Source organism: Acetobacter sp. DsW_54, from assembly GCF_002153575.1.
GTDB classification, from domain to species: domain Bacteria; phylum Pseudomonadota; class Alphaproteobacteria; order Acetobacterales; family Acetobacteraceae; genus Acetobacter; species Acetobacter fabarum.
In genome coordinates this window covers 76,185-99,391 of the sequence record NZ_JOPD01000001.1, presented here as the reverse complement: position 1 = coordinate 99,391, position 23,207 = coordinate 76,185, and the positions used below count along the sequence as shown (strand labels likewise).

General features: G+C 54.0%; 15 protein-coding genes. 3 read left to right on the top strand and 12 right to left on the bottom strand.

Features of this window, described 5'->3' with window-relative positions; genetic code table 11:
* Positions 1-73: 73 nt before the first annotated feature.
* The 11 genes from HK20_RS00425 to HK20_RS00375 form a co-directional block, all read right to left on the bottom strand.
* The gene (locus tag HK20_RS00425) at positions 74-1,435 is read right to left on the bottom strand and encodes a nucleobase:cation symporter-2 family protein (protein WP_086645132.1); all 1,362 of its coding nucleotides are present in this window, start codon (positions 1,433-1,435) and stop codon (positions 74-76) included.
* A 154-nt stretch (positions 1,436-1,589) separates the two neighbouring features.
* Positions 1,590-2,498 carry an isopenicillin N synthase family oxygenase gene (locus HK20_RS00420; RefSeq protein ID WP_086645131.1) on the bottom strand — a complete coding sequence of 303 codons (909 nt, stop codon included), beginning with the start codon at positions 2,496-2,498 and terminating at the stop codon, positions 1,590-1,592.
* Positions 2,499-2,531: 33 nt separating this feature from the next.
* Positions 2,532-3,389: a helix-turn-helix domain-containing protein gene (locus HK20_RS00415; protein WP_143296432.1), complete on the bottom strand. Its 858-nt coding sequence runs from the start codon at positions 3,387-3,389 to the stop codon at positions 2,532-2,534.
* A 187-nt stretch (positions 3,390-3,576) separates the two neighbouring features.
* Complete coding sequence (locus HK20_RS00410; protein ID WP_086645163.1) at positions 3,577-5,028, bottom strand: carbohydrate porin; 1,452 nt, start codon at positions 5,026-5,028, stop codon at positions 3,577-3,579.
* 690 nt (positions 5,029-5,718) lie between these two features.
* A complete protein-coding gene (locus HK20_RS00405; protein ID WP_086645129.1) occupies positions 5,719-5,928 on the bottom strand; it encodes a molybdopterin-binding protein in 210 nt (69 codons plus the stop codon).
* A 419-nt stretch (positions 5,929-6,347) separates the two neighbouring features.
* On the bottom strand, positions 6,348-9,521 hold the full coding sequence (locus HK20_RS00400; protein ID WP_086645128.1) for an EAL domain-containing protein: 3,174 nt from the start codon (positions 9,519-9,521) through the stop codon (positions 6,348-6,350).
* 330 nt (positions 9,522-9,851) lie between these two features.
* On the bottom strand, positions 9,852-10,418 hold the full coding sequence (locus tag HK20_RS00395) for a hypothetical protein (RefSeq protein ID WP_086645127.1): 567 nt from the start codon (positions 10,416-10,418) through the stop codon (positions 9,852-9,854).
* Positions 10,419-10,812: 394 nt separating this feature from the next.
* The gene (locus HK20_RS00390; RefSeq protein WP_086645126.1) at positions 10,813-12,261 is read right to left on the bottom strand and encodes a cytochrome c; all 1,449 of its coding nucleotides are present in this window, start codon (positions 12,259-12,261) and stop codon (positions 10,813-10,815) included.
* A complete protein-coding gene (locus HK20_RS00385) occupies positions 12,254-13,891 on the bottom strand; it encodes a GMC family oxidoreductase (protein ID WP_086645125.1) in 1,638 nt (545 codons plus the stop codon). Before HK20_RS00385 ends, HK20_RS00390 begins: the two co-directional genes overlap by 8 nt.
* A 22-nt stretch (positions 13,892-13,913) precedes the next feature.
* Positions 13,914-14,546 carry a sugar dehydrogenase complex small subunit gene (locus HK20_RS00380; RefSeq protein WP_369822984.1) on the bottom strand — a complete coding sequence of 211 codons (633 nt, stop codon included), beginning with the start codon at positions 14,544-14,546 and terminating at the stop codon, positions 13,914-13,916.
* 382 nt (positions 14,547-14,928) lie between these two features.
* Positions 14,929-17,676, bottom strand: coding sequence for an autotransporter domain-containing protein (locus tag HK20_RS00375; protein WP_086645124.1), 2,748 nt, complete (start codon positions 17,674-17,676; stop codon positions 14,929-14,931).
* 350 nt (positions 17,677-18,026) lie between these two features.
* Here HK20_RS00375 and HK20_RS00370 point away from each other — a divergent pair, with 350 nt between their 5' ends.
* From HK20_RS00370 to HK20_RS00360, 3 genes are all read left to right on the top strand, one after another.
* Positions 18,027-18,692, top strand: coding sequence for a DedA family protein (locus HK20_RS00370; RefSeq protein WP_198943852.1), 666 nt, complete (start codon positions 18,027-18,029; stop codon positions 18,690-18,692).
* A gap of 274 nt (positions 18,693-18,966) precedes the next feature.
* Positions 18,967-19,569, top strand: coding sequence for a Crp/Fnr family transcriptional regulator (locus HK20_RS00365; RefSeq protein ID WP_158093021.1), 603 nt, complete (start codon positions 18,967-18,969; stop codon positions 19,567-19,569).
* Between the two features lie 345 nt (positions 19,570-19,914).
* Entirely contained in the window at positions 19,915-21,780 is a 1,866-nt protein-coding gene (locus HK20_RS00360) for a hypothetical protein (RefSeq protein WP_233129014.1), read from the top strand.
* A 90-nt stretch (positions 21,781-21,870) separates the two neighbouring features.
* Here HK20_RS00360 and HK20_RS00355 read toward each other — a convergent pair whose 3' ends face one another.
* On the bottom strand, positions 21,871-23,163 hold the full coding sequence (locus HK20_RS00355; RefSeq protein WP_086645122.1) for an NAD(P)/FAD-dependent oxidoreductase: 1,293 nt from the start codon (positions 23,161-23,163) through the stop codon (positions 21,871-21,873).
* Positions 23,164-23,207: the final 44 nt, after the last annotated feature.

The window sequence follows — 23,207 nt, the reverse complement described above, 5'->3', positions numbered from 1 at the left end:
AAACACTGAAGGGGAAGGAGCTTTCCCCCTTCCCATACATGCACGGCATATCTTTCGGCAATTATGAACGCCGTTAATTGCTGGCCAGATTTTTATCTGATTTTGAAGGCGGCAAAACATGATTGAAAAGAAGGCTAAGGAAAATAGCCGTAAGAGCACCAACGGTAATCCCGCTCCCAAACACAATCCGCACCCATGATGGGAGGCTGTCTGTAATATGCGGTTGAGCCGTAACCAGCATGCTCAATGCAACGCTGGCCCCCGCAATAATGATGTTACTATGATCATCAAAATCAACCTGACTTAAGATCTGAACACCGATCATTGCGACAGTTGCAAACATGGCAAGGGCAGCGCCCCCCAGTACCGGGGCCGGAATGCTGGCAACAAGAGCCGCTGAGACCGGAAAACTGCTGAGAATGATCATAATGACAGAGGCGGAAACAATAACCCAACGGCTCCGCACACCAGTCATACGCACCAGTCCAACATTCTCTGCATAACATGTATAAGGGAATGAGTTGAGAATACTACCCAGAACAGTCGCCAAACCATCTGCCTGAATAGCAGAGGCAATGTCCTCAGCATGAATATCACGCTTTACAATGGAGCCAATGGCATAAACACCAGCAGATGTTTCGATCATGGCGATGATCATAACAACTGTCATCGACAGAATTGGTGCGATATGAAAAACAGGAAGTCCAAAATAAAAGGGCTGAGTATAAGCCACCCAAGGTAGGGCATTATAATCATGCACTTTCATGTCACCCAGCATCATGGCAATGCCCGAACATAGGAGCAAACCCAACAGCACTGCTATGGTGGAAAAAAAACCGCGTAACACCCTTTGTAAAATGACAATCAGAAAAAAAGTACCCAACGCATAATAAATATTCCTGATATTAACAGAGCTCTGCATAATGCTCGGGCTCTGACCACCAACAATATCATTTGCGGCTATGGGAAGCAGGGCAAGCCCGACGATAAGAATGGTTGATCCCATGACCACTGGTGGGAAAAACCTTACAATTTTGGAAAAATATTTTCCCGCTATAAACGCGAACAGACCTGCTATGAGAATTGCACCGTAAATCTCTCGCAATCCTTCTATTCCGCCACCTGCAGCTACACCAATGGTGACCATCGGCACCATGGCTGTAAAGGTAACCCCCTGTAACAGCGGTAAACGGACACCAATTTTTCCAATACCAACTGATTGTATTAAAGACGCAATACCACATGTAAAAAGATCAGCATTGATCAGGTGTAGCAGGTCACTTCTGGACAGGTTAAGTGCATTGGCCAGAATGATAGGCACAATAACCGCAGCAGCATAAAACGTGCAGACATGCTGAACACCATAGATAATCAGCTTGTTTAAGGGCAGCACTTCATCAACCGGATTATCCTGTGCTGATTGAGCCTTTGCCATACAACCTGACACACCTGCATTTGTTTCGCAGCACTTCATCCCAGTTCCTTCCGGCCATGTACGACTGAACTATGAGATTCAGGAAATTTTTTGAGTATTGATCATGTTCTCTACTCACGATCAAAATAGAAAACATGGACTGATCTATTCAGCCTTAGCTCTGGTGCCCATACGTTGCCTGTAGCCTTTCCTGCAGATAATCGTAGCCACTCACAGGCGGGTAATGCGGGCTTTCATCTTGCTGGCTGACAATTGGTTCAACCTGTGCATCCGCATCCGGGTCCAGAAAAAAGGCAATGGAATATCGCTCTCCTTCTGGGCGCAAAACACGATGGGGTGTGGAGACATACACATCGTTGCTCCAGCGCATCAGGCAGTCCCCAATGTTGCAGATAAACGTGCCGGGAATAAGTGGCGCATCCATCCAGTCACTCCCCCGCGGGCGCACCTGCAGGCCGGACACACCATTAACGGCCAGAATGGTCACATTGCCATAATCCGTATGTGCCCCTGCCCCCGGAGCCTGATCGGCACGTTTTGATAGAGAAGGCGGGTAACGCAGCAGACGCAGCGTTACCATGGGGTTTTTGAACTTATCAACAAAAAAGTTCTCATCCACGCCAAGGTCGCGCGCAAAACCACGGTGCAGGGCCGCACCTATATCCAGACATGTTGTAAAATACGCCATCATCAGGTCCCGCCACCCCGGTAAATCGGGCCATACGTCTGCATCATCCACATTATGGGGGCTGATATTGAAGGCTTCCTTATTATCGGGCAGGGATGTCGTATCAAGCCGTTCGACGCCCAGACCAACATAACCCCGATTTTTGCCAAGCCTGCTCATGGCGACCTTTTCCTTGGCATTGGCAGGCTGGTTGAAGAAAATGCGTGAAGCTTCAAAAAGCTTGTTCATCATTTCAGGCGCAACACCGTGGCCGGTAATGTAAAAAAAACCGGCTTCGCGGCATGCCCCGCCAAGGGCTGCAGCCACTACCTTACGCTCCGCACTGCTGCCATGACGGAGTGCTGCAATATCAATAACAGGAATAGGGGGAACCATCGGACGTATCCTTTCAAACGCAGGACGCAAAGACTAATGCTGATCGTCAGGCAGGCGGGTGGCGTCTCCCATGGTATGGGATGTCTGGCCATGAATACCGCGCTGCCGGATACTGCGTGGGCTCTGGCCATTCATCAACCGGACCTCACGCGAGAGATGAAATGCCGATCCGTACCCGGTAATATCGGCAATACTGGCAAGCGACATGTCTGTATGCCGTATAAGGCGCAAAGCCGCTTGGGCCCTTACGTTACGTAAATACCGTATAGGGGTTGTACCCTGATGGCGACGGAACAGGTCGATCAGGTAAGGCGATGTAACACCAGCCACGCTAGCCAGTTGCTCAAGGGATGGTTTTTCCGCGTAATGCTGGTCGATATAGGATTTTGCCGCAATGAGGGAGGGCGGCATATGCCCGATAACGTCCTGCCCCGCCTCTATACGCCATGCCGCAAACAGGGCCTCGCCCAAAGCATTGCGTAATGTATCCAGCGTGGGCGAGCTATTCAGGCCGCAGTTAATACCCTCACGAAACAACGTGAGAATACGCTGGGATGCACGAACCCTGTCCCCCAGAAAATCACTTCTGGCTGGCAGGGCAGACTTGAGCAGCGGTGTTTCGCACCACATCACACGGCTGCCCGGAGCGTAAGTGGAGCGACGGCCTGTTCTGTTGATAAAAATACCGCATTCACCAGCATGCAGCTCGCGCCGGTTCCTATCAATAACCGTGCTCATGGTACCTGTTTCCAACAGGATCAGAGCAGCATAGGCACCACTGGTGACCCTGAACTCCCCTCCATCGGGGTAAGCCGTTTGACCAAACGAGAAATTGGCGCCACGCCTGATAAATGCGGTTTCCTGAATCTCTGACAGATCGAGCCTCCTCACATAGCGCACGACCTGAATTATAGTTATGATTCCGGAATGATAAATAGCTCAAATGGCTAAAAACATATCCAGAATTAAGATATGGCAACCACGGAGGGCACCCACCCCCAAAAGATCGGGCCTGTAGCAAGCACGCTGGAAGCTGGAAAAATACGGGCGGCCTGAAACACCGCCCGACTGGACCGCTTTACAAAGCACTGATCACTTTAAGCCCTGCCAGAACAGCGTTGGGAATGACCGATGTCTCCCCCGGGCGCATCATGTATTCAAACTCGGGAGTTACAACCAACCCCGGCATGATGGGGATACCATAATACGCTTCCAGAATAGCAGAGTGGGTCTGAGGTGCATTAACATAGGCCCCCATGGACATGCCTGCCATCTGGCGCAATCGTTGCCCATACGTCGTGCGGGGGCTGAGCTGGTAATAGGAATACATGACCCCAAACCGGTCAAACGGACGCCCGGGAATAATCCCCAGCAAGGAAGCCCCGACATAAAACTCATTGGCGAATGTAGAATTGCTTGGAGTATTATGGACAAATCCCGCCAGCACATACCCCCCCGCCATCTGGTGTTGCCCATGACTGCGGTAAACCATCTGGTCCGTCTCGATATAAAACGTATCTCTGGGCTTTTCCTTATGCTTTTGCACGGACCCGGCAAAAGCAGGCGGAACAACCCCGATCATGTCCGCATAGGGGGACGTATCATGCGCATACCCAATTTTGTAATGACCGGGCAATTTGCGTTCACCAAAAAAGGGTTCCCAGGTCAGTTCCACAGGGGTCTGAATACCAGTGTACGGCTCACTCCCCCACGCCCAGCCTGTGTTATCAACCGCTTTGGGGCCAATGCGGTACACGCCTGTTCGTAAAATCAGATCCCGCGTGGGACGTATGCGGAATGTTCCGCCCCACGATGTTTTAGGATACACGCTCCAGCCCGCAGGCTCACGAATGGCCATAGGTGCGGAACACATGGTCATGAACGTGCATAGCAACACCGAAGTGGAATAGGTATGCGTGAGCGCAATACGCCCGAGATTAATATTGATCCTGTTGTTCAGGAACGATTTTTCTACGTAAAGGTCTGCCAGACGTGCGGCGGCAGGGCCATGAATACTCCAGACCTCGGTCAGCAGAACATTGCGCTCGCCCACGTGGTCCCACCCAACCTGCCGGCCCTCCCGGTTCATGACAATACCATGCAGGAACCAGCCTTCCAGCGGTTTCCATCTGGTTAGCCGGCCCAGATCAAACAGCATGGCAATACGCACTTCATGCGTGTAGTCCATTCCTTTGGAAAGGCCACCGCTCATATTCCCCATGCCCTCGCCCTTATAGGTTAGTTCAAAGCTGAAACCATGGTTCGCCAGACGGTCCCGTAAGGGTTTAAGGGAGGGCATAAGGTTGCCAAATGCCTGCTCGGACACATAATACCCTGCACTAATATCCCCCCGCCGCAAGGCATCTTCATTATGGTTCAATAATGAGGAAATACTTTCCGTCTGAAACAAGGATTCCAGACGCTCTTCCGCAATAGGCCGCTTATGTTTGGTCGGGGGCTGTGCAGTGCCATGCCCCCCACTGGCTTCAGCACCCGCGGACACAGGCAATTTTTTAACATCCTGCGCCATTACGGCGTAAGGCACAGCCAGCAGAACAAGCCCCAAAACAGCAGGCAATTTTGCAAGAGAATAAAAGATACAACACCGCAAGGCACATGCTTTGCGGCTATGACCCCGAAATGTGGACATGGCTTTATCCAAAGCTGCAAGCATCCGCCCCAGCTTGCGCTGAAACAGAGGCACAACATTCCTGATTTACAGAATAAAGGCGCGCTTAGAGCTTGCTGACGACAGGCAAGCTTACGGACACCTTATTGTGCTGTTGCAGGTCTGGGGGAGCACGGAGCATCATTTTGTCAGACATTTTTTTCTTTTTCTTATGACTGTTTTTTATGAGGCTAAACCGGGTTTTAAAAATTTTCAATTCACGTTCTTGTCGCTGATTTGTAATAACAACAGAACATACTTCAGTAATTCATTTTTCTGCTCGGATAATATAATATCCGCTGAGTGACGGTATACCTTTACGTATTGCTTTCAAGTATCGCCAAATTGGTTCTTTGCATCCCGTAAAATGCTGTAACCAGCCGGTTTCTAAGCTGATTTCTTTATTGCCTTAAAACACAGGTCAGTTTCAAAAACATCTCTATTCATCTTTATCTATGAACACTCTTGTTACAGAAGAATGGAAACCGTGCCAGATTTTATGAGGCTACAAGCACCATCTTTACAAGGCACGGTTCCAGAAATGGAATGTCTTTAGTCAACACCCACCATAACATCGGATGCTTTGATCACAGCATAGACGGACTCTCCGTCCTTCAGCCCGAGGTCTGCCACAGCTTCATTGGTAATGGATGCCATAACAATAGCTCCACCTGCAATTTCGATGCTCACATGAGAGGTGGTTGCACCTTTTTCTATTTTTCTGACTGTACCTTTGATCTGATTGCGTGCGCTAATCTTCATTATTCTATCTCCAGCATTTTTATCAGCTATCTCCCTCTGACGGGCGATAGAGAAAGTATTTTCAGGAGCCAGATGCTCCTTCTTTTATATACTGCCACGTCCTGTAGAAAACACCAGCTTGCTACAGTGCTTACAGTTGGGGTTATTCTGCTTTAACCCCAGCCGAGCCACAACACGCCGGTATTTGTCAGGAACAAATCACCAACGCGTGGCCATAAGCCAACTATGCCGCCTTGCGGCCACTTATAGTGGCAAGCCCCTTTTTGCGCCGAATGGGAACCGGCAATCGCGCCAGATTGCCCATTCCTGCCAGAAACCGAACCTGTCCGGCCGCGATGACGTGCATCTACCGAACAGGCAGGAAAAACCCTTTCATCCGGCGTAGCAATGCCGCGCATGGGAGCACCATGTGCACTGGTCTATACGCCCGTTTTAGGCTCTTCTACCAAAGACAGACGTTCCTGATTGGCCTCGGCTATTCTTTTAACCAGCCAGCCTATAAATTTGCGGGAAGCCCCCACAGGGTCATCTCCATAATGGCATTGTTCATGCCATTGTGCTGCATCAGAGCCTTCCAGCCCCCGTGCAGCCAGCCAGTGCGTTATAAGGCTATGGCGCAGTGAGTGCCTGCTGGCACTCTGCCCGCCCCGCGTGGACATCCAGTGATACGACAGCACGCCCAGATCGCTCACCAGTTCCTTGGCATAGCTGCAGGAATGGGCTTTTACGCGGTACTCTGCATGCCATTTGACAAAATGCTCGGGAGGCATGGGGGGAGAAATGCCATATCCCTGACCAAAACGGCAGCCCAGATGGTAGATGGCCTCGATAACGTCATCATCCTCCAGACCTTCCACAATAACCAGCTCATGGAAATCTATCCCCATATCCAGCACGGACTTAACCATGCTGAATGTCTGAAGCGGTGCTGTGCGGATATTCCGCAAAAGCCCTTGGTCAACCTTGATAATATCAAACGGCAGGGAAGAAAGGCGGAGCAGGTTACTATAACCCGACCCCAAATCATCAATCGCGATCTTGACCCCTACCGCCTTGAACTTCTGGATAGCAATATCCTGTATGGTCGGGTCGATCATCTGGGTTTCCAGCAGCTCAACCGTTAACTGCTCGGGGCGGATGTTATAGCGCTGCAAAGCACTCTCAACCCACGCTGGGCCATCCTCATTTAAAAGATAAGTGGGAGGCATATTCACGGCCAGGTTGATAATCTGCCCGTCCTTCTGCCACTGCTGCAATAAGCTCAGAGACTCCTCAAGCCCCATATGGAACAGCCTGTCGAGCTCATTCTGCCCAAGCAGGGACAGGAAGCTCCCGGGTTCGATAATGGCACCATTAGTATCCTGAATACGCACAAGTGCTTCAACTTCCAGCAAATCTCCCGTGCGCAGGTTTACAATTGGCTGAACGTACATCCGCAACCCATCGCTGAACAACCTGTCCCTCAGGTAGCAGGACTGTTCTTCCGTCACGACGGACCCCCGGGGGAAGCAGCACCGCATCCACATCTGCTCCCAGCGGTGTTGCAGGCTGCGGGCAAACTGCTGCATGCGCTGGGTTTCAAACTGGTTAGGGCATGCGCCAAACAGGGCCAGCACAACCGCGACCTGCTCCTCCTCCATGGAAATGGGGATGCTAATGGACGAACTTATGCCCAGAGCCTGCATCATCTCCCGCCACGGAGCGGCATTGGGGTTTGTGGAATAAGAGGCACAGGTCTGCTTCTGTCGTGTCCGCCATGCCAGACCGGTCACAGTATTACCAAATACCGATTGCGCGTTCACAACGGGCTGACTGATGATCTGCTTCAGTCTTTCGGTCAGCTGGGCACCAGCAGCCCCTCCACTATGTTCAACCACCAGCTCGCCAGCAGGGTTCATCCGGAACAGCAAAACAGCTTTAATACCCGGCAGGCTGCCCAGAGCCTCTATGCCCTGCGCACTCACATCCGGCCATACACCCCCGGCAACAGGCAGACGCTTGGAAAGAAGAGAGAAATATTTTTCCTCTATCTTCTGCCCGGCCTCAAGCTGTGCGCCTTTATCATCCTGCAAGCGCATTTCGGTTGTCAGGAGAATATGGTACCGGTCATACGCACGCAGCAGCGCTTTATCCAGACTGTCAATCAGCAAACGTCGGTAAATACTATAGGCTTCTCCCAACAGGGCGGGGGAAATACCACAAAGCATGTGAATGGCACCCAGCTTTGTCGCCTGTTGCAGAATATCCTGCCGTTGCGTTTCTGCCCCCAGTAAAAAATCCAGATGTGCAGCCTGCTTTTGCTTCAGGTGCTCAAGCTGCTCTGGTGTCAGCACAGACAGGATAGACTGCGCCTCGCTCATTTTTGCCAGACTGTCGTAAAAACACTCGATAAAATTCTGCCGTATCCGTGTCAGAAACGTTTTGGCGCGGGTCAGCAGTTCCGCAGCTTCTGGCCCGTATGGGTTAAAGGCAACCTGTTCCACGGCCTCCTCAGCAGGCATCTGCCGGGTATTGCTGGCCATGCACCACCAATTCTGGCGGTTGGCCTTGTTCTGCTTGGACAAATACATGGCCGCATCGGCACGGCGCAAAAGCGTGTCGGGGTCTTCGCCATCAACCGGATACAGTGCGAGCCCTAACGTCATGCCCACCATGGCAAAAGCATCCTGCGCAATGGCAAAGGGCGTTTCCACGGCTTTGTGCAGGTTATCCAGAATTTTTGTAGCCTGTGTTACCCGTAACAGCGGGTCCAGATTTTCCAGCACAATAACAAACTCATCGCCGCCCAGCCGGGCAACATAATCCGTATGCCGGACATGCTCTTGCAAACGACGCCCAAGAGCCTGCAAAAGACGGTCCCCCGCCTCATGCCCATAACCATCATTAACCTGCTTGAAGTCGTCCAGATCCAGCATACCCACAGCCACCGAACTGCCCTGACGGACCGCGCGGGCTATGGCCTGTGGCATATACTCCTCCAGCGCCAGGCGGTTGGGCAGGCCTGTTAGCGGGTCATGCCGTGCGCGGCGTGCTTCCTCATTCTGGAGTTTTTCCAGCCTTTTCTGGGCATCCAGCTTATCCAGCGCATGGCCCAGCAGTTCCGCCACCTTCTGGCACAGGCCTATACACTGCTCATCGAACATATCTGTGCGGATTGATACAAACGAGATAACGGCCCAGCGTACGCCGCCCCGCCAGATCGGGACCGCCAGCACGGCACGCCACTGGTTACGGTACAGAAAATCATACCACGGCGTGTTTTTCTGCTCTCCCAGTTCGTCATTACTGTAAACTAGGGTCTGTCTGTCCCATGCCTCCACGGCGACAGGAAACTGGGGCGAATCTTCCTGAAAGCCAAACTTCAGGTTGGTCATCCCCTGCGTGCCAGCCCCCATGCAGGAGAGGATATGCAACGTGTCGGACTCATCCTTCCGACCAATCCAGACTGCCTGAAAAAGCGCATCATATACCAGATCGGCACATGTTTTATCGCACATCTCGCTTTCGGTAGAAGCCTGCAACACCGCATCGGCCGTGTTAAGAAGGGCGCGATACAGTCTCTGCACTAAATCCAGATTTGTTGCATTCTCCATAAAACAGACTAAAACCTTCCCCAGAATTTATGAATGACACAAAAACTAAAGTCCAAAACCCCAAAATGGGTATACAATGCGTATCTAACCTAAAAACAAGACGATTTTATAAAGTGGAAACGCTGCAAGCCGGTTACAATATATTTAATTATTAAATACATAACAGCATCAGATACAGAACCCCCTGTGCTGACAGGCAGATTTCCGCACGTTTAAAGACCCCAGATTATTCTACACCCGCATTGCGGTCAGACACGCCGGGAAACAGATACCCACGCCCCCGGCAACCCTGACCAAAACCTGAACACCAGAGAGAGAACCCGGCTTTCCTTAGGCGGCAGGTTCTTTTTCTTTGGGCATTTCCATGATCTTGATGCAGCTAGACAGAATCTTCCCGTTCAAAAAGCTGTCACGCACAAACCGGCGGGACACATCTGCGGGCTTATGCTGCCCATCGGACCGGTTTTTATTATCGTCCAGCACAACGGCACCTGTTTTGGGGTCAAAATACCCAAAATCGCATAGATGGGGGTTTCTGATATCCGCCATAATATCAAACAGATGGCACTTATACTCCCCAATCCAGATTTCCGTTCCCTTGCGGTTGGAAATATCGGGGTAGTTGAAGGTCAGCCCACGCGCATGGAAAAAGTCAAAAATACCCCCCATCAGGCACTGGGTTGCCTTGACCTCGCGCGGGTTGAACTCAAAACCGTAATAAAAATGCTTCTGATAACGGATTTCGTCTGTGGGCAGGTATTTCTGGTTAAACAGCCCCATGAACTTCTGCAGGCCGTTAGGGTTCGCCTTTACCTTGACAGGATCCTCATGAAAGAGGGCTGTTCCACGGTAATTGAAGAACACGGGAACAATAATATGTTTTGGGTTTTCCCACATGGGAAATCTCCTAAAGACCTGACCACACAATAAATAATCTAGTTTGTTATGATTCTGCCAGCTTTGACAAGCTGCCCGTGTTCATAACCCTCAACCAAAATCACCAACGACCAATATCGGCGAGAGAGGCAGCAACATGCAAGTAACCTTACGAATGCACAACCGGCTTTGATAGCTTTACCCTAACGCCAGACCGAGCGAGACGTGGCACCATGTGCCTCCAATTACCTGCTTATACCTTTTTAGCATAGAGCATTCCTCCACCCGCCCAAACGCAATCTGCCCCGCCAGCACCCACAAGGGGAGTATAACGGGGCAGACTTTGTAAGCGTTTACCGGGCCTTCAGGGGCATGCACTTTTGTCCCGCGGCTTATCCGCCACAGGCAGCGGCCCTCATGGATGCTCTGGCGGCGTAGGCTGGGCTGCCTCCTTGCCCGAAGCCGGCACGGCAGGCGGGGAGGCAACAGTTGCAGGTGCTGCGGTTGCCGGTGCCGGCACCGGAGCAGATGCGGAAGCAGGAGCCGGGGCCGGGGCCGGGCGCGGCTGGCGCATGGCCGCAACCTGCTCGGCATTAACCTGATGGTCCCCACTCCCGAACCTGATGGTCAGGTAATTGACCAGTCTGGCAATTTCCTCATCACTCAGGCGCTGCACGTCGGAATGGCTGCCAAAAGAGGGCATGCTGGCATGGCCAGACGGCGTCGTGCGGTTAACGCCTTCCAGAATGGTCATGATCAGGTTATCCGGCCGCCCCGAACCCACAACGGAGTTGGTGTAGAGCGAGGGCACATACTGGTCCGTCGTTCCTGCGCCATTGGCACCATGGCAGGCTGCGCAGTTTGCATCATACAGTTCAGCCCCACCCATTTCGTACAGATCACCGACCTGATGGACAACACCGGACCGAATATCAGGCTCCTGTAGCGCCTTGCCAAAACTGTCCCGCGCCTGATGCTCCATGTCATCATCATGAGCGGGAACCTGTTTGATAAAGGCGGCCAGTGCATGCAGGTCCTCATCGGTCAAGTGGCTGGTGCTATGCTCAACCGCCTCCCCCATGGGGCCAGCGGCCTGACTGCGCCCTTTGGCATGACCCGTTTTAAGGTAGGCTACCAGATCATCCTCGCTCCAGTCCCCTATGCCGCCAGTATTGCTGGGCGTAATATTGGGCGCGAACCAGCCATTCAACTGGCTCCCGGCCAAGTACTGGTCCTGCTGCTCCACCAGCATGAAGTTACGGGGCGTATGGCAGGTGCCACAATGCTCCAGCGCAGTAGCCAGGTAATGGCCACGGCGGAGCTTGTCATAGGTTGCGGAATCCCCTGTTTCGGGCTTTTCGCTCTCGGCCAGCATGTTCCACGCCATCATGGACATACGGATATTACCGGGGAACCCCATTTGTGTTTCAGGCGCTTTTTCCGCCACTGGCTGCACACCGTGCATGAACCATGTGTACAGCGCCTTGACGTCCTGATCGGTCAGCCCGGCATAGGATACGTAAGGCATAACGGGGTAAAGATACGCCCCATCTTTTCGCAGGCCACGGCGCAGGGCTTTTTCAAAGTCCTCCAGCGTGTATGCACCAATGCCGTTTTGGGGGTCGGGCGTTATGTTGGTGGAAATCACCGCCCCTTTGGGAGTGGCAATTTCCAGCCCACCGGCAAAAGGTTTGCCTCCGGGGCGCGTATGGCAGGCCACGCAGTCACCCGCGGTTGCAAGGTATGCACCACGCGCCATAAGTGCCTGCTCGTCATCCGCAGCATGGCCGGGCGTGGCATGCACTCCGCCAAAGACCGCCCCACCCAGCAGAACAGACCAGAAAATATGTTTGAAATCAGCCATGGAGCAGTTCTTTTTTCAACGTATCGGCAACACGCAGCGCAATGGCCGCTACGGTCAGGGTGATATTCCCCGTTCCCACGGTCGAAAAGACAGACGAACTGGCAATAAACAGGTTTTCATGGTCATGCGTGCGGCAATGCCCATCCACCACGGAATCCTTGGGGTCCACACCCATAATGGTGCTGCCCGAGGGATGATCCTGCGGGAAGTAGCCCGGTGTCCATTCTTCATCCGTGCCGTGCATCAGGTGGATCAGCTGCTTGAACACACTGCGCGTGTGGTCACAGCTACGCACCGTGTACTGGGGCAGTTTGTAATAGACTTCGGGGTGCGGAATACCCAGTACGTCTTTTTCCGTCTTACTCAGGGTCAGGCGGTTTTCGGGGTCGGGCAGAGCCTCGTTATGGCTGAACAGGCGCACCGTGTGCGATGCAAGGTAACGGATCTGCTCTTCCAGCTCCCGACCGACATACCCTTTGGAAATGGCAAGCTGGGTGGCAAAGTCCACCTGATTATCATCCACCATATGCACAAGGTACGCACCGCGTTCGTTCCGCCAGCTTCCATCCCGGAAATTGTCGATCACGTTTGTTTCCAGCGGCCCACGCCCCGGCCAGAGCGCCTTGTCCCCGCTAATAAACGTCACCTGCACGCCGGTATGGTCCATCATGTTCCGGCCAACATGGCCTGAACTGTTGGCAACCCCATCGGGGCTCTGCTCATCGGCGGACAGAAGCAGGAGTTTGGCGGTTTCAATACAATGGGCGGCAATAACAAAGTACTTTCCGCTCACACGGTGCGACCCTTTATCGGGATCGTAATAGTGTACTGCTGTAACTTTTTTATTCGCGGCATCCCGCTCAATTTTGTACACAACCGCATTGGGGATAAACTTCGCCCCGGCTGCCTCGGCATGGTAGACGGAATAGCTGCCGTTATACATGGCCCCGATCGGGCAGATGGGCATGCAGTTATTATGCCCTTCGCAGGTTGGCCGTCCATCATACGGGCGCGTGTTGCGGGCCTGCGGTTCATGCACAATGCGCCAAGGGGTTTTTTCCGTAATCAGCTTGCGGAACTGCTCCCCGGCATAGGACAGGGGCAGAGCTTCCATGGGGTAGGGCTGCTTGCGGGGGGAGCCAAGGTCTTCCACGCTGGGGTCTGGCCCGCAGACGCCCATCATCACCTCGGCCTGATAGTAGAATGGCTCCAGGTCATCATAGCTCAAGGCCCAGTCACGCCCCTGCCCGTAACGGGTTTTCAGCTCAAAGTCCGATGGCAGGTAGCGCCATGCACAACCGGCCCAGTGCCATGTTGTGCCCCCCATAAGCCGCAGATAAGCCTGCTGGTACGCCTCTGCGTCCGGGCCGGTCGTGTGGAGGTACTTATTGGGGGATTGCTGGTTGGGCGGATGGGGTGCCCACGGCGTGCTGGGGAACGGCCCCTGATAGGAGGGTTTATTCTCCAGATTACGAAAGTTCTCTACAAAATGCTGCCGGTCCACGCGCGGACCCGCCTCGAGCACGATAACGGATATTCCAGCGCGCACCAGTTCGTTGGCAATGGAACTTCCGGCAACGCCGGACCCGACAATAACAACATCAGCGGAAAGATTCTGGTCAGAAGACATAGGTTTGGACTGCTTCAGTTCTTCAGGTGGGTTCCACGACAAACGGCGAGGGCGAAAGGGCCGGCAGACCAGTCGGACGCGCGACCTCGGGCGGCTTGGTGGTCCAGTAGAATGGACCACCTGCGGCGTAGGTCTTGGGGTAAATGGCATCTTTGGTGATGTCGAACATCAAGGCCGTGCGGTACACAACGACCTTGCCCCCCGCAACACCACGGTACCAACCGATCATGATGTCATGAATCGTATCTTTTAAGGCCTTGTCGGCTTTTTCCGCCGCTTTTGCCAGTTCGGCCGCGGTGATCAGCCTGTACTTTGCCTTCAGGTCATACAGGGTTGCGATCTGGGCCGTACGTTCTGGTTTGGCCTGCACCATACCGGCGTACAGGGCAGCGCCCACGGTGGAGTCCAGCTCCGTGCGGTCCGTCAGGCAATGAGAGACATCCATAAACCGGGCAAGGCCGGGGTCAACGGCCGGCACGGGTGGAGGCACTGTATCCAATGCCGGAGCTGCACTGGCCCCACCCCATGCTGCCAGAGCACCAATGCCCGAGAGCAGCACATCACGACGCATCAGCCGCATGGACTGGTTCAGCTTGATTGCATTGGGCGATGCACGCCATGAACCCGCCACTGGGGAACGTCTTTCTTGCGTCACAAAAACTCACTCCACCCTAAAATCATAATCCCGACCGGAACGCAGAATATCCCGGACATTATTGCGACAACCGAACAGACAGTCTGCCCTCTACATAAACCAGAGCACTGGCTCCAAGGGGTGATAAAGCGGAATAACTCCTCTGAACGAACAACAGAACCCCCAAAAAAGAGCAGTTCTCGCCCGATCACAGCCCTCCGACCCATAGGGAACCAGATAAAGCGCTTTATTCCTGTGTTGATATTTTTGCGCATACAGGCAAAAGTGGAGTGTTATATCAAATTTTTCTTTACCTTACGGCACCTCCGGCATGCACCTGCCCTGCCAGCACTGGGGTTGTGTGCCGCAATACAGGCATATGCCAGATAAGGGCCACGCTCCTTTAAAAACGGAAGGTCACGCCACCATGCGCACCACTGCTGGAGGAAGGCCCACCATACTGCCCCAGATAGGACACGCCGATATCTATCCGGTCTGTCAGTTTAACACTCACCCCCACATCCATGACCGCCGCGTTCGGGCTCAGGGATATGCCGGCAACCTCCATACCATAGGCACCAGAGCCAATGGCAAAGGCCTCATGCGTGGTGGCTGTTAACAGGCCAAAGGCATGCCGGTAGCCTAATGTGGCATGTGGAGTAACCCATGCCCCATGTGTCTGGAAAGACGCGGAAGCCCGCACCCCGAACGTAGCAAACGTGACCCCACTGGTCATTGCCCGCCCACGCAGTGCTGCCACGCCCCCACGCTCCCGGAAGGAACTGGTATGCTGGTTTACGTAAGCCACATTACCAAACGGTTCCAGCACAGCCCGCCCCGTATGGAACCGGTAGCCCAGTTCACCCACACCCTGTGCCGTGCCTCCATCATAATGGCTAGACAGGGTGTTGCCAAAACCCGCAAACGCCACCCTGCGTGAGAGGGAGAGCAGGTTCCATGTGTAATCGCCCTCTATATGCAGGCGCCACCCGCCCAAACGCGCGCCCACATACCCCCCCAGCGTTATGTTGTTGCTCCGGCCAGACGCGCTGCGCCCTCCGCTGTCCACCATGGAACGGCCATAACTGACCAGCCCCCCAACGCGCCACCGGGCCTCCTCCCCCAAAGGCGTATCTGCCCCCATGATAAACCCGGATGTAGAATGGTGCAGGCTGGCCGCATTGCCATTGCCGCTATTATTGCCAAAACCCCCATAGGCCTGGCTCCACACTGCCGCGCGCTCTGCCGTGCAGCCCTCCTCCACACCGCGCCCATGCCGCGTGCCCAGCACATGCACGTTTTGCCCTGTTGGCCCATTATCACACCAGGCTCCGGCCAGCCGGTCGGATACGGCCTGCCGCACATACATGGAATCCTGCACCAGAACCGTGCGCATGGAGGCATGGACTTCGCCCGACAGGGCATCCAGCGCACCATCCACCGCGCGGGTACCCCCAAGCTGCACTACTGTACGCACCACGGAACTATCCAGCGCCACGCCTTGCAATCCATTCCCTGCGGCCCGCTGGTTCCGTGTCTGTGCCACTGCGGCAAAAGGCACAGAATTACGCAGTAATTGCAGGTTTACCGTATTTGCCGTGTAAAGCAGGGTGGGAGATAAAAATGGGTAAATGCTCGCCTGTTCCAGACTCACCCCTTCATACTGCCCACTTACACCCTGTGCAGCGGATAACAGGGTGTATTGCTCCCCGTAACGCAGGTTCTGCTCGGCACCCAGCAGGCGCACGGTGCCACCGGACAGGTTTGCACTCCCCGTAACCCGCACCAGTTCCTGCGTGGTGGACAGGTTATTAACCAGCAGGGAGGAACCCTGGCTCATGCTCAGGTTCCCCACCACATTCAACTGCCCACCAGTGCTCCCCACGCCGGGCGAAAGAGCAGCACCGGAGGCCACCGTTGTAGTGCCAACACTACCCTGCCCCGCCAGAGTGGCCCCGCCAAGCACATTCACCGCGCTGCTGACCCCGCCATCAACCTCCAGCACCCCGGACTGCACATCCGTCTGCCCGGTGTAGGTATTGGTCCCGGATAAAATAAGTGTCCCCTGCCCGGCCTTGGTCAGCCCCCCATTGCCCGAGAGCGTGCCAGACAACACCGCCATTCTGCCATTAGTATCAAAGGTGGACTGCACGCCACCGGTCAGCTGCATGGCCATTTGCGTGGTTAAGCCGGAATTAATCAGCTTGATGCCCCCGCCAGACAGGATCAGATGTGACTGCCCGCCCGTTCCCTCCTGATCCACCAGCGCACTGAGCGTCTGGCCATTGGCAACCCGGTCCCCCAGTGCCAGCGTGCCGCCGGATTGCAGAATAAGCGTGCCATCACCATTGGTGTTGTCCGTACCAAAATAGACCTGCCCGCCCACAAACAGCATACCGCCATTGCTGACCTGTGTTGTACCCGTGCCGCCAGCGCCCCCCGAGCCACCATTGACGTAATAATCCTGACTTGCCTGCAAAAGGGAGTTGGTACCATCCACCGTTACAGTGCCGATGCCGTCACCATACATCCCAATAGCCACTGTACCCACCAGAACCCGCCCCCCATTGGTAATGTTAAGGGTGCCGTAGGTTTTGTTGGTCGTACCAATAAACGGGCTGCCGTAATTACTGTTATCCCCCGTTGCCACAACCAGAAGGCTCTCGGGCGATGTGACTATCTGGGAGCCCGCGCCAGAAACATTGACCAGACCATCCCCCCCACTCCAGCCAATCTGCATAACCGAGCGGTTGAGCAGCAGAGTCCCTCCCCCCTGAATGGAAAGAGTGCTGGTGCCCGAGGTGGTAAACCCGACATAAACCTGCGCAGTGGATGTGACCGTGGCCCCTGTGCCCACAATTCCCAGCGTAGCCCCACCATCCACGCAGAGTGGAGATGGGGCTATATTGTTTGAGCAGGCCCCCCCCGGTACAAAAAAACTTTCCTGACCATTCACCACATATGTTGTCTGGCTTCCGGTCAGGTACAGGGTGTTATCTGCGTGAGCAGCCTTTTGGAGCGCCACATTCAACCCGACCAGAATACCCAGAACCGGGCCTGACAAAGCGAACGAACGGACTCTGGCGCGAGAAAACAGTACAATTTTGGTACTGTTTTTGCCCATGGAAATGCCTGCACGATCTAATTTCATGCGACTGTATTCCTTATCAGATTAATGCTGTTACTCATGAATTTGTCTTAATGATAAGCACACATGAAAATATATTGAGCGTTAAAAAAACGGTTATTCCAATTTATTGAGATTATTTGATATTTTATTAATTGATTATAAATTCGTTTGTTTGAAAAATATTGACTGTATGTTTTTTGTTCTTATTTTTCTAACTTGGTTCTGTTCTTTCTCTTTCGCTGGATAACAGTACTCCAACACCACCAGCAGCCAGCACCAACTCAAACATGGCAGGAAATGCAGCCATGCAACAGAAAGCCTTCCCACCCGTAACACTCTGACTGCATCAGAAAACGGAAACACCAAAAAGGATGCTCCCCCTGCTACATCATCTGGATACGCTGCTTCAGCATTACGGTTACGGTATCGTGACCCTGCTTGTTCTGATGGAGAGCATGGGCCTGCCTGTTCCGGCCGAAACCTGCATTATCACCGCATCGCTGTACTGCCTCAAAACCCACCATCTGGCCATTCAGGGTGTTGCGCTGGCAGCTATTGCCGGGGCGATCATCGGGGATAATCTTGGCTACCTGATCGGGCGGCATTTTGGGCTTCCGCTCCTGCAAAAGCATGGGCGCAAGGTCGGCCTGACGCCAGAACGGCTGGTGCTGGGCCAATATCTGTTCCGCCACCACGGTAGCGCCATTGTTTTTCTGGGGCGGTTTGTGTCTGTCCTGCGCGTTTTTGTGGCTCTGCTGGCTGGGGCGTGCAACATGCACTGGAAGCGCTTTATGCTTTTTAATGCACTGGGCGGCACATGCTGGGCCGGGGGGTATGCAATGGGCACCTACCTGCTGGGGCGCAAAATATCGGAAGTTTCCGGCCCGACCGGCATAGCCATAGGGGTGCTGACCGTAATCGGCCTGCTTGGCTCAGGTCTTTTTTTACGCAAGAACGAAAAACATCTGACCCAACTCGCCCTTGCCGAAGAAAAAAACCTCGCATCCCCGCAGCAAAGCACCATTTCAGCCGCATGAAAGGCTGGTCCATTCGCTCTGGCCGCCTGTACTGGATGATATTGTGAAACGGTTCCGTTTCGTTTATTTAGGACCCAACAGCAACCTCGTCATCATGACAGCAAGGGTTTACCGGCATGGCGGTCACACATCATGAACCAGACCACCTGCCCGCCTCCGCGCTGCCGCTTGGGTGGTAACCAGCACCGTGCCTTACTCTCGACCGCTGCATAATCCGGAGTATTCCGGGGAGCATGCCCCAAGCACTCCACCTAGTCTTGTGGAAGAAGCATGCTTGGCTCTGGAGCGCATTGGCTGCGACCTGAAAAAACCCGCAAAAAGCATTGTGTTCCGGCAAGGTGAAAGTGCCGATTTTATCTATTTCATACAATCCGGAGCACTCAGGCTGGATTACCAGCTTGAAGATGGCCGTAATCTGGTGCTTGATTTTTTATGGCCCGGCAGGGTTTTGGGCATTGTAGAAAACGATGTTTACGCCTGGTCTGCCATTGCGCTGGTGGACGTGCACCTCAAGCGCCTGCGCCGGAGTGCTGTGCAAACCCTTGCCCGGAACTATCCGGGCATAACGGATTTACTGCTCAAGCAGAAAACAGCCTCCCTTATGGCGGCCAAAAACCATATTATTCTGATGTCCCACCCAACAGCGACCAGCAAACTGATCGGTTTTCTGCTCGATTACAGCAAACAGCCTGAATACTTCAACCAAGCAACGCAGGTGTTAACGCTGGTTATGAGCCGTAAGGATATTGCCGATTATCTGGGCATGACGTTTGAGACAACCAGCAGAATTTTCAAATATCTGGAAACCAAGAATTACATCAAAAAAATCAATCATCGTCAGATACAACTCAACACCCGCATGCTGCTGGACCCATAACCTGCGGCAAACCCACCTGCGCGGCATAATCCAGATCAACCCATCATCTTTTTCTGGTCATGGCCTTGATGGATCTTATTTTACATAGTTATGCAGATCATAAACACGCCTGCTTTTTCAGACTTTTTTATATTCTACACCCCTTTTCCTCCTATGGTTTACTGCAAAACCATTGTGTCAGTCTGGCACTTCCGGCCATTTGGGTAGCCTGAATTCGCCCTGTATGGATGGGTCGCCAAATTGGCATATCTAGACTGGAGCAATACCCGTTAAATCACTGCTTCGTTACCGGTAAGGCGCTGAAAGGATAATCGTCTCCAGCCGGCCACACGAGGATCGGTCAGGGTGAAAAAACAGTCTTTTCTACATCTCTACACGCAGGACCTCTGGTATTTTGGGCTATCATGCGTTCTGGGCTGCATAATCAGCTTCCCCCGCGCAGCTCTGGCGGACAATAGTGCCGAAATTGCACAATTGCGCAGCATGGTTCTGCAACTTCAGGCACAGGTTAAAGACCTGCAGAAAAACCAGCGGACACCCCGTAGCCTCCTCCGCCACCAGCCCCGTGCGGAACAGAGCCCCACCAGCCACTATGCCTCTGGTCAACAGGCTTCTGGCACAGCGGGCACACGTCTGGCACGCTCACCCTCCATGCCAAGCCAGCAGACGGAAGAACTGGCCGGGCCAATCCGGATCAACAACCAGCCAGTCGAACCATTTTCTGCCGACCCTGCCCCCACAGCCATGGCGCAGGACACGCCAAGCGTTAAAAACATCAACCTGTCTTCTTCCAGCCCTACCGCGCTCACCCAGACAGAAGTGGACAGCCTACCCCCTATTTTTAAAATTGGCTCAGTCTCAGTCAAACTGGGTGGTTTTGTGGATATGTCGAATATCTACCGAGATAAAAACCTGACCGCAGGCCCCGCAACCCCTTGGGGGGCTTTCCCTTACTCCGGCAACCCCAATGCCCATGCCTCCGAATATCGCCCGACCGCCCAGCTCAGCCGCTTCAGCCTGCTGATTGAGGGCAGACCTGCCCGGGGGGTTACCGTTGAAGCTTACGTGGAAAGTGATTTTGGCGGTTCTGGCAGCAATTCCAATGCCGTGCAGACCAACAGCTACGTGCCCAGAATGCGACAGGCCTATCTGGCGGCAGACGACCGGGATCTGGGCCTGCACTTTCTGGCCGGTCAGGCATGGAGCCTGACCACGGGCTACACCAGCACCCTGCTGCGCAGGCACGAACAACTCCCCCCTGTTGTGGATAGCAACCTTATTCCCGGCGTAACCTTTACCCGTGTGCCTCAGGTGCGCTTTATCAAGGACTTCCACCGCAAGTGGTGGCTGGGCCTGTCGGTTGAAACCCCGCAGGCTACCCTTGGGTTTGATGATTCCACGCTGGATTCCGGCGGCAATATTCCACCCGCCATGGGGCAAACGTCTGGGCCGCATGTGATCTATAACAGCACGGGTACAGGCATGCTGGACCCCGAAGCCCATTACAGCCTTGATGCCGCTCCGGATATTGTTCTCAAGACTGCGGTGGACACTTCTGCCGGGCATTACGAACTATACGGCTTGGCACGGTGGTTCCGCACTATTGTTGTCAATGGTGGGGGCAGTGGGGGGCTTGGTGGTCAGGCGCATTCCCGGGTTGCCTTTGGGGGCGGTGTTGGTGGCTCCATGGCTGTGCCGCTTCTGTCTGGTAAAATGCAGCTAGTGGGGGATGTGCTGGCAGGCAGAGGAATTGGCCGTTACGGCCCCAGCCAGTTACCCGACATGACCTTCCGCAGCACCGGCGCACCCGCCCCCCTGCACGAAATTATTGGCTCCCTTGGCCTGATCGGCCACCCGACGGACAACCTGCTCCTGTATTCCTATGGTGGTGTGGAAGCCGCCCACCGCACGGTTTATGAAGGAGCGGATGGCAACTATTACGGCTATGGCTCCCCCAATGCCAGACTTTCGGGCTGCTCCCTGATGATGGGGGTCTGCAATGCCCAGACCCAGTCCCTTATATCGTACACAATGGGTGGGTGGTGGCACCTGCTGGATGGGCATTACGGTAGTGTTATGGCAGGCCTGCAATATACCTATGTTCGCAAATTTGCTTTTCGGGGCGTGAATGATACCGGAACCACAACCCGCCCAACCGTAAACGGCAACACGGTTTTTGTAACCTTCCGGTATTATCCTTTCCAGAACTAGGCCAGAAGCAGGCCGGAGCCTGAAATACCTGAAGACAAAAACCGGAAAACACAGGGGCCTACAACTCCCCCTAATCCTGCTTGGCCGGGATTAATCCAGCCTTACAGGGGGGCGGATAAAGGTTTCAATCCTGTCCGCAAAAATGGAGGCCAGACCACGCAGTAATCCGTACAGTTCAACCTGATGTTTTCTGTAAAGCATGATATGGCCAATACGGGCAGAGAGCCCGCGCATAAAGCCGCCCCCCAATACACGCCCACCCGGCAGGGCCGCCCAGCCATTATAATTGCCCAAGGCAACAATAGCCCCCTTGTTATGAAAAATGCAGCCAGGCACTTCTTGACCGTGTTCAATCCAGGCAGGCAGGTGCCGGGCAAGGTGAATGGCCTGCTGGCGGGCAACCTGCGCGGTTGCTGGCAAAGGGTCATCCACAATAAAGGAGCAGTCCCCCATTGCAAAAATCCGGTTATCATCCACTGAGCACAGGTTGGGTTTAACCTGTATCTGCCCCGCACGATTGAGCGATAGCCCCCCATAGGCACGCGTAACTTCCGGTGCTTTAACCCCAGCAGCCCAGACACGCAGCATGGCAGGCACATGCGTGCCGTCCTTGAGGATAAAGCCGCTCTGATCCGCCCCCGCCACTCTGGCCGATGTGCGCACGGTTACCCCAATACGCTCCAGCTCCTGCTGCGCTGCCACCGAAACAGATTCGGGAAAAGCCGGGAGAATACGCGCACCGGACTGAAGCAGCGTAATACTGAGCTTGGGCGGCTCCTTACCAAAGGCATGCAGGCTGACCGGGTCCACGATTTCGAGCGATTTATGCAGTTCCGCAGCCAGCTGGGTGCCAGTTGCACCGCCACCAACAATGGCAATGTCCAGCTTGGATGTGCTGGCAAACGCCTTGAGCAGTTCCATGCGGAACTTCTCGTTAAAAGAATTGGCTTCGACCAGATTATCAATAAACAGGCAGTTTTCCTTAACTCCCGGTGTGCCAAAATCGTTCGCGCAGCTCCCCACCGCCAGCACTACGGCATCATATGTCAGTGTCCGGCTTTCCAGCACCGGCGTGCCATCGGAGGCATGAAAAGGGCTTAGAGTTACCTGCCGTTTCTCCCGATCCAGAGAGACGACCTCACCGGGCCAGAACTCAAAATGGTTGCCGCTGGCCTGCGACATAAAACTGATCCGGTCATTTTCGTTCATGACCGTCCCTGCTGCAAAACAATGCAACATGGGCTTCCACACGTGGCAGAAGCTTTTATCCACCAGTGTAATGCGGGCCTTACCCTGCCTGCCCAGCGTTTTACCCAGACGCGTTGCAAGAGCCAGCCCGGCCACACCACCGCCAACAATAAGAATTTCAGACCTGGATGCCATCGGTTTTACCAACCTCTTTAAAAAACACGCAGAATGGAAGAGCA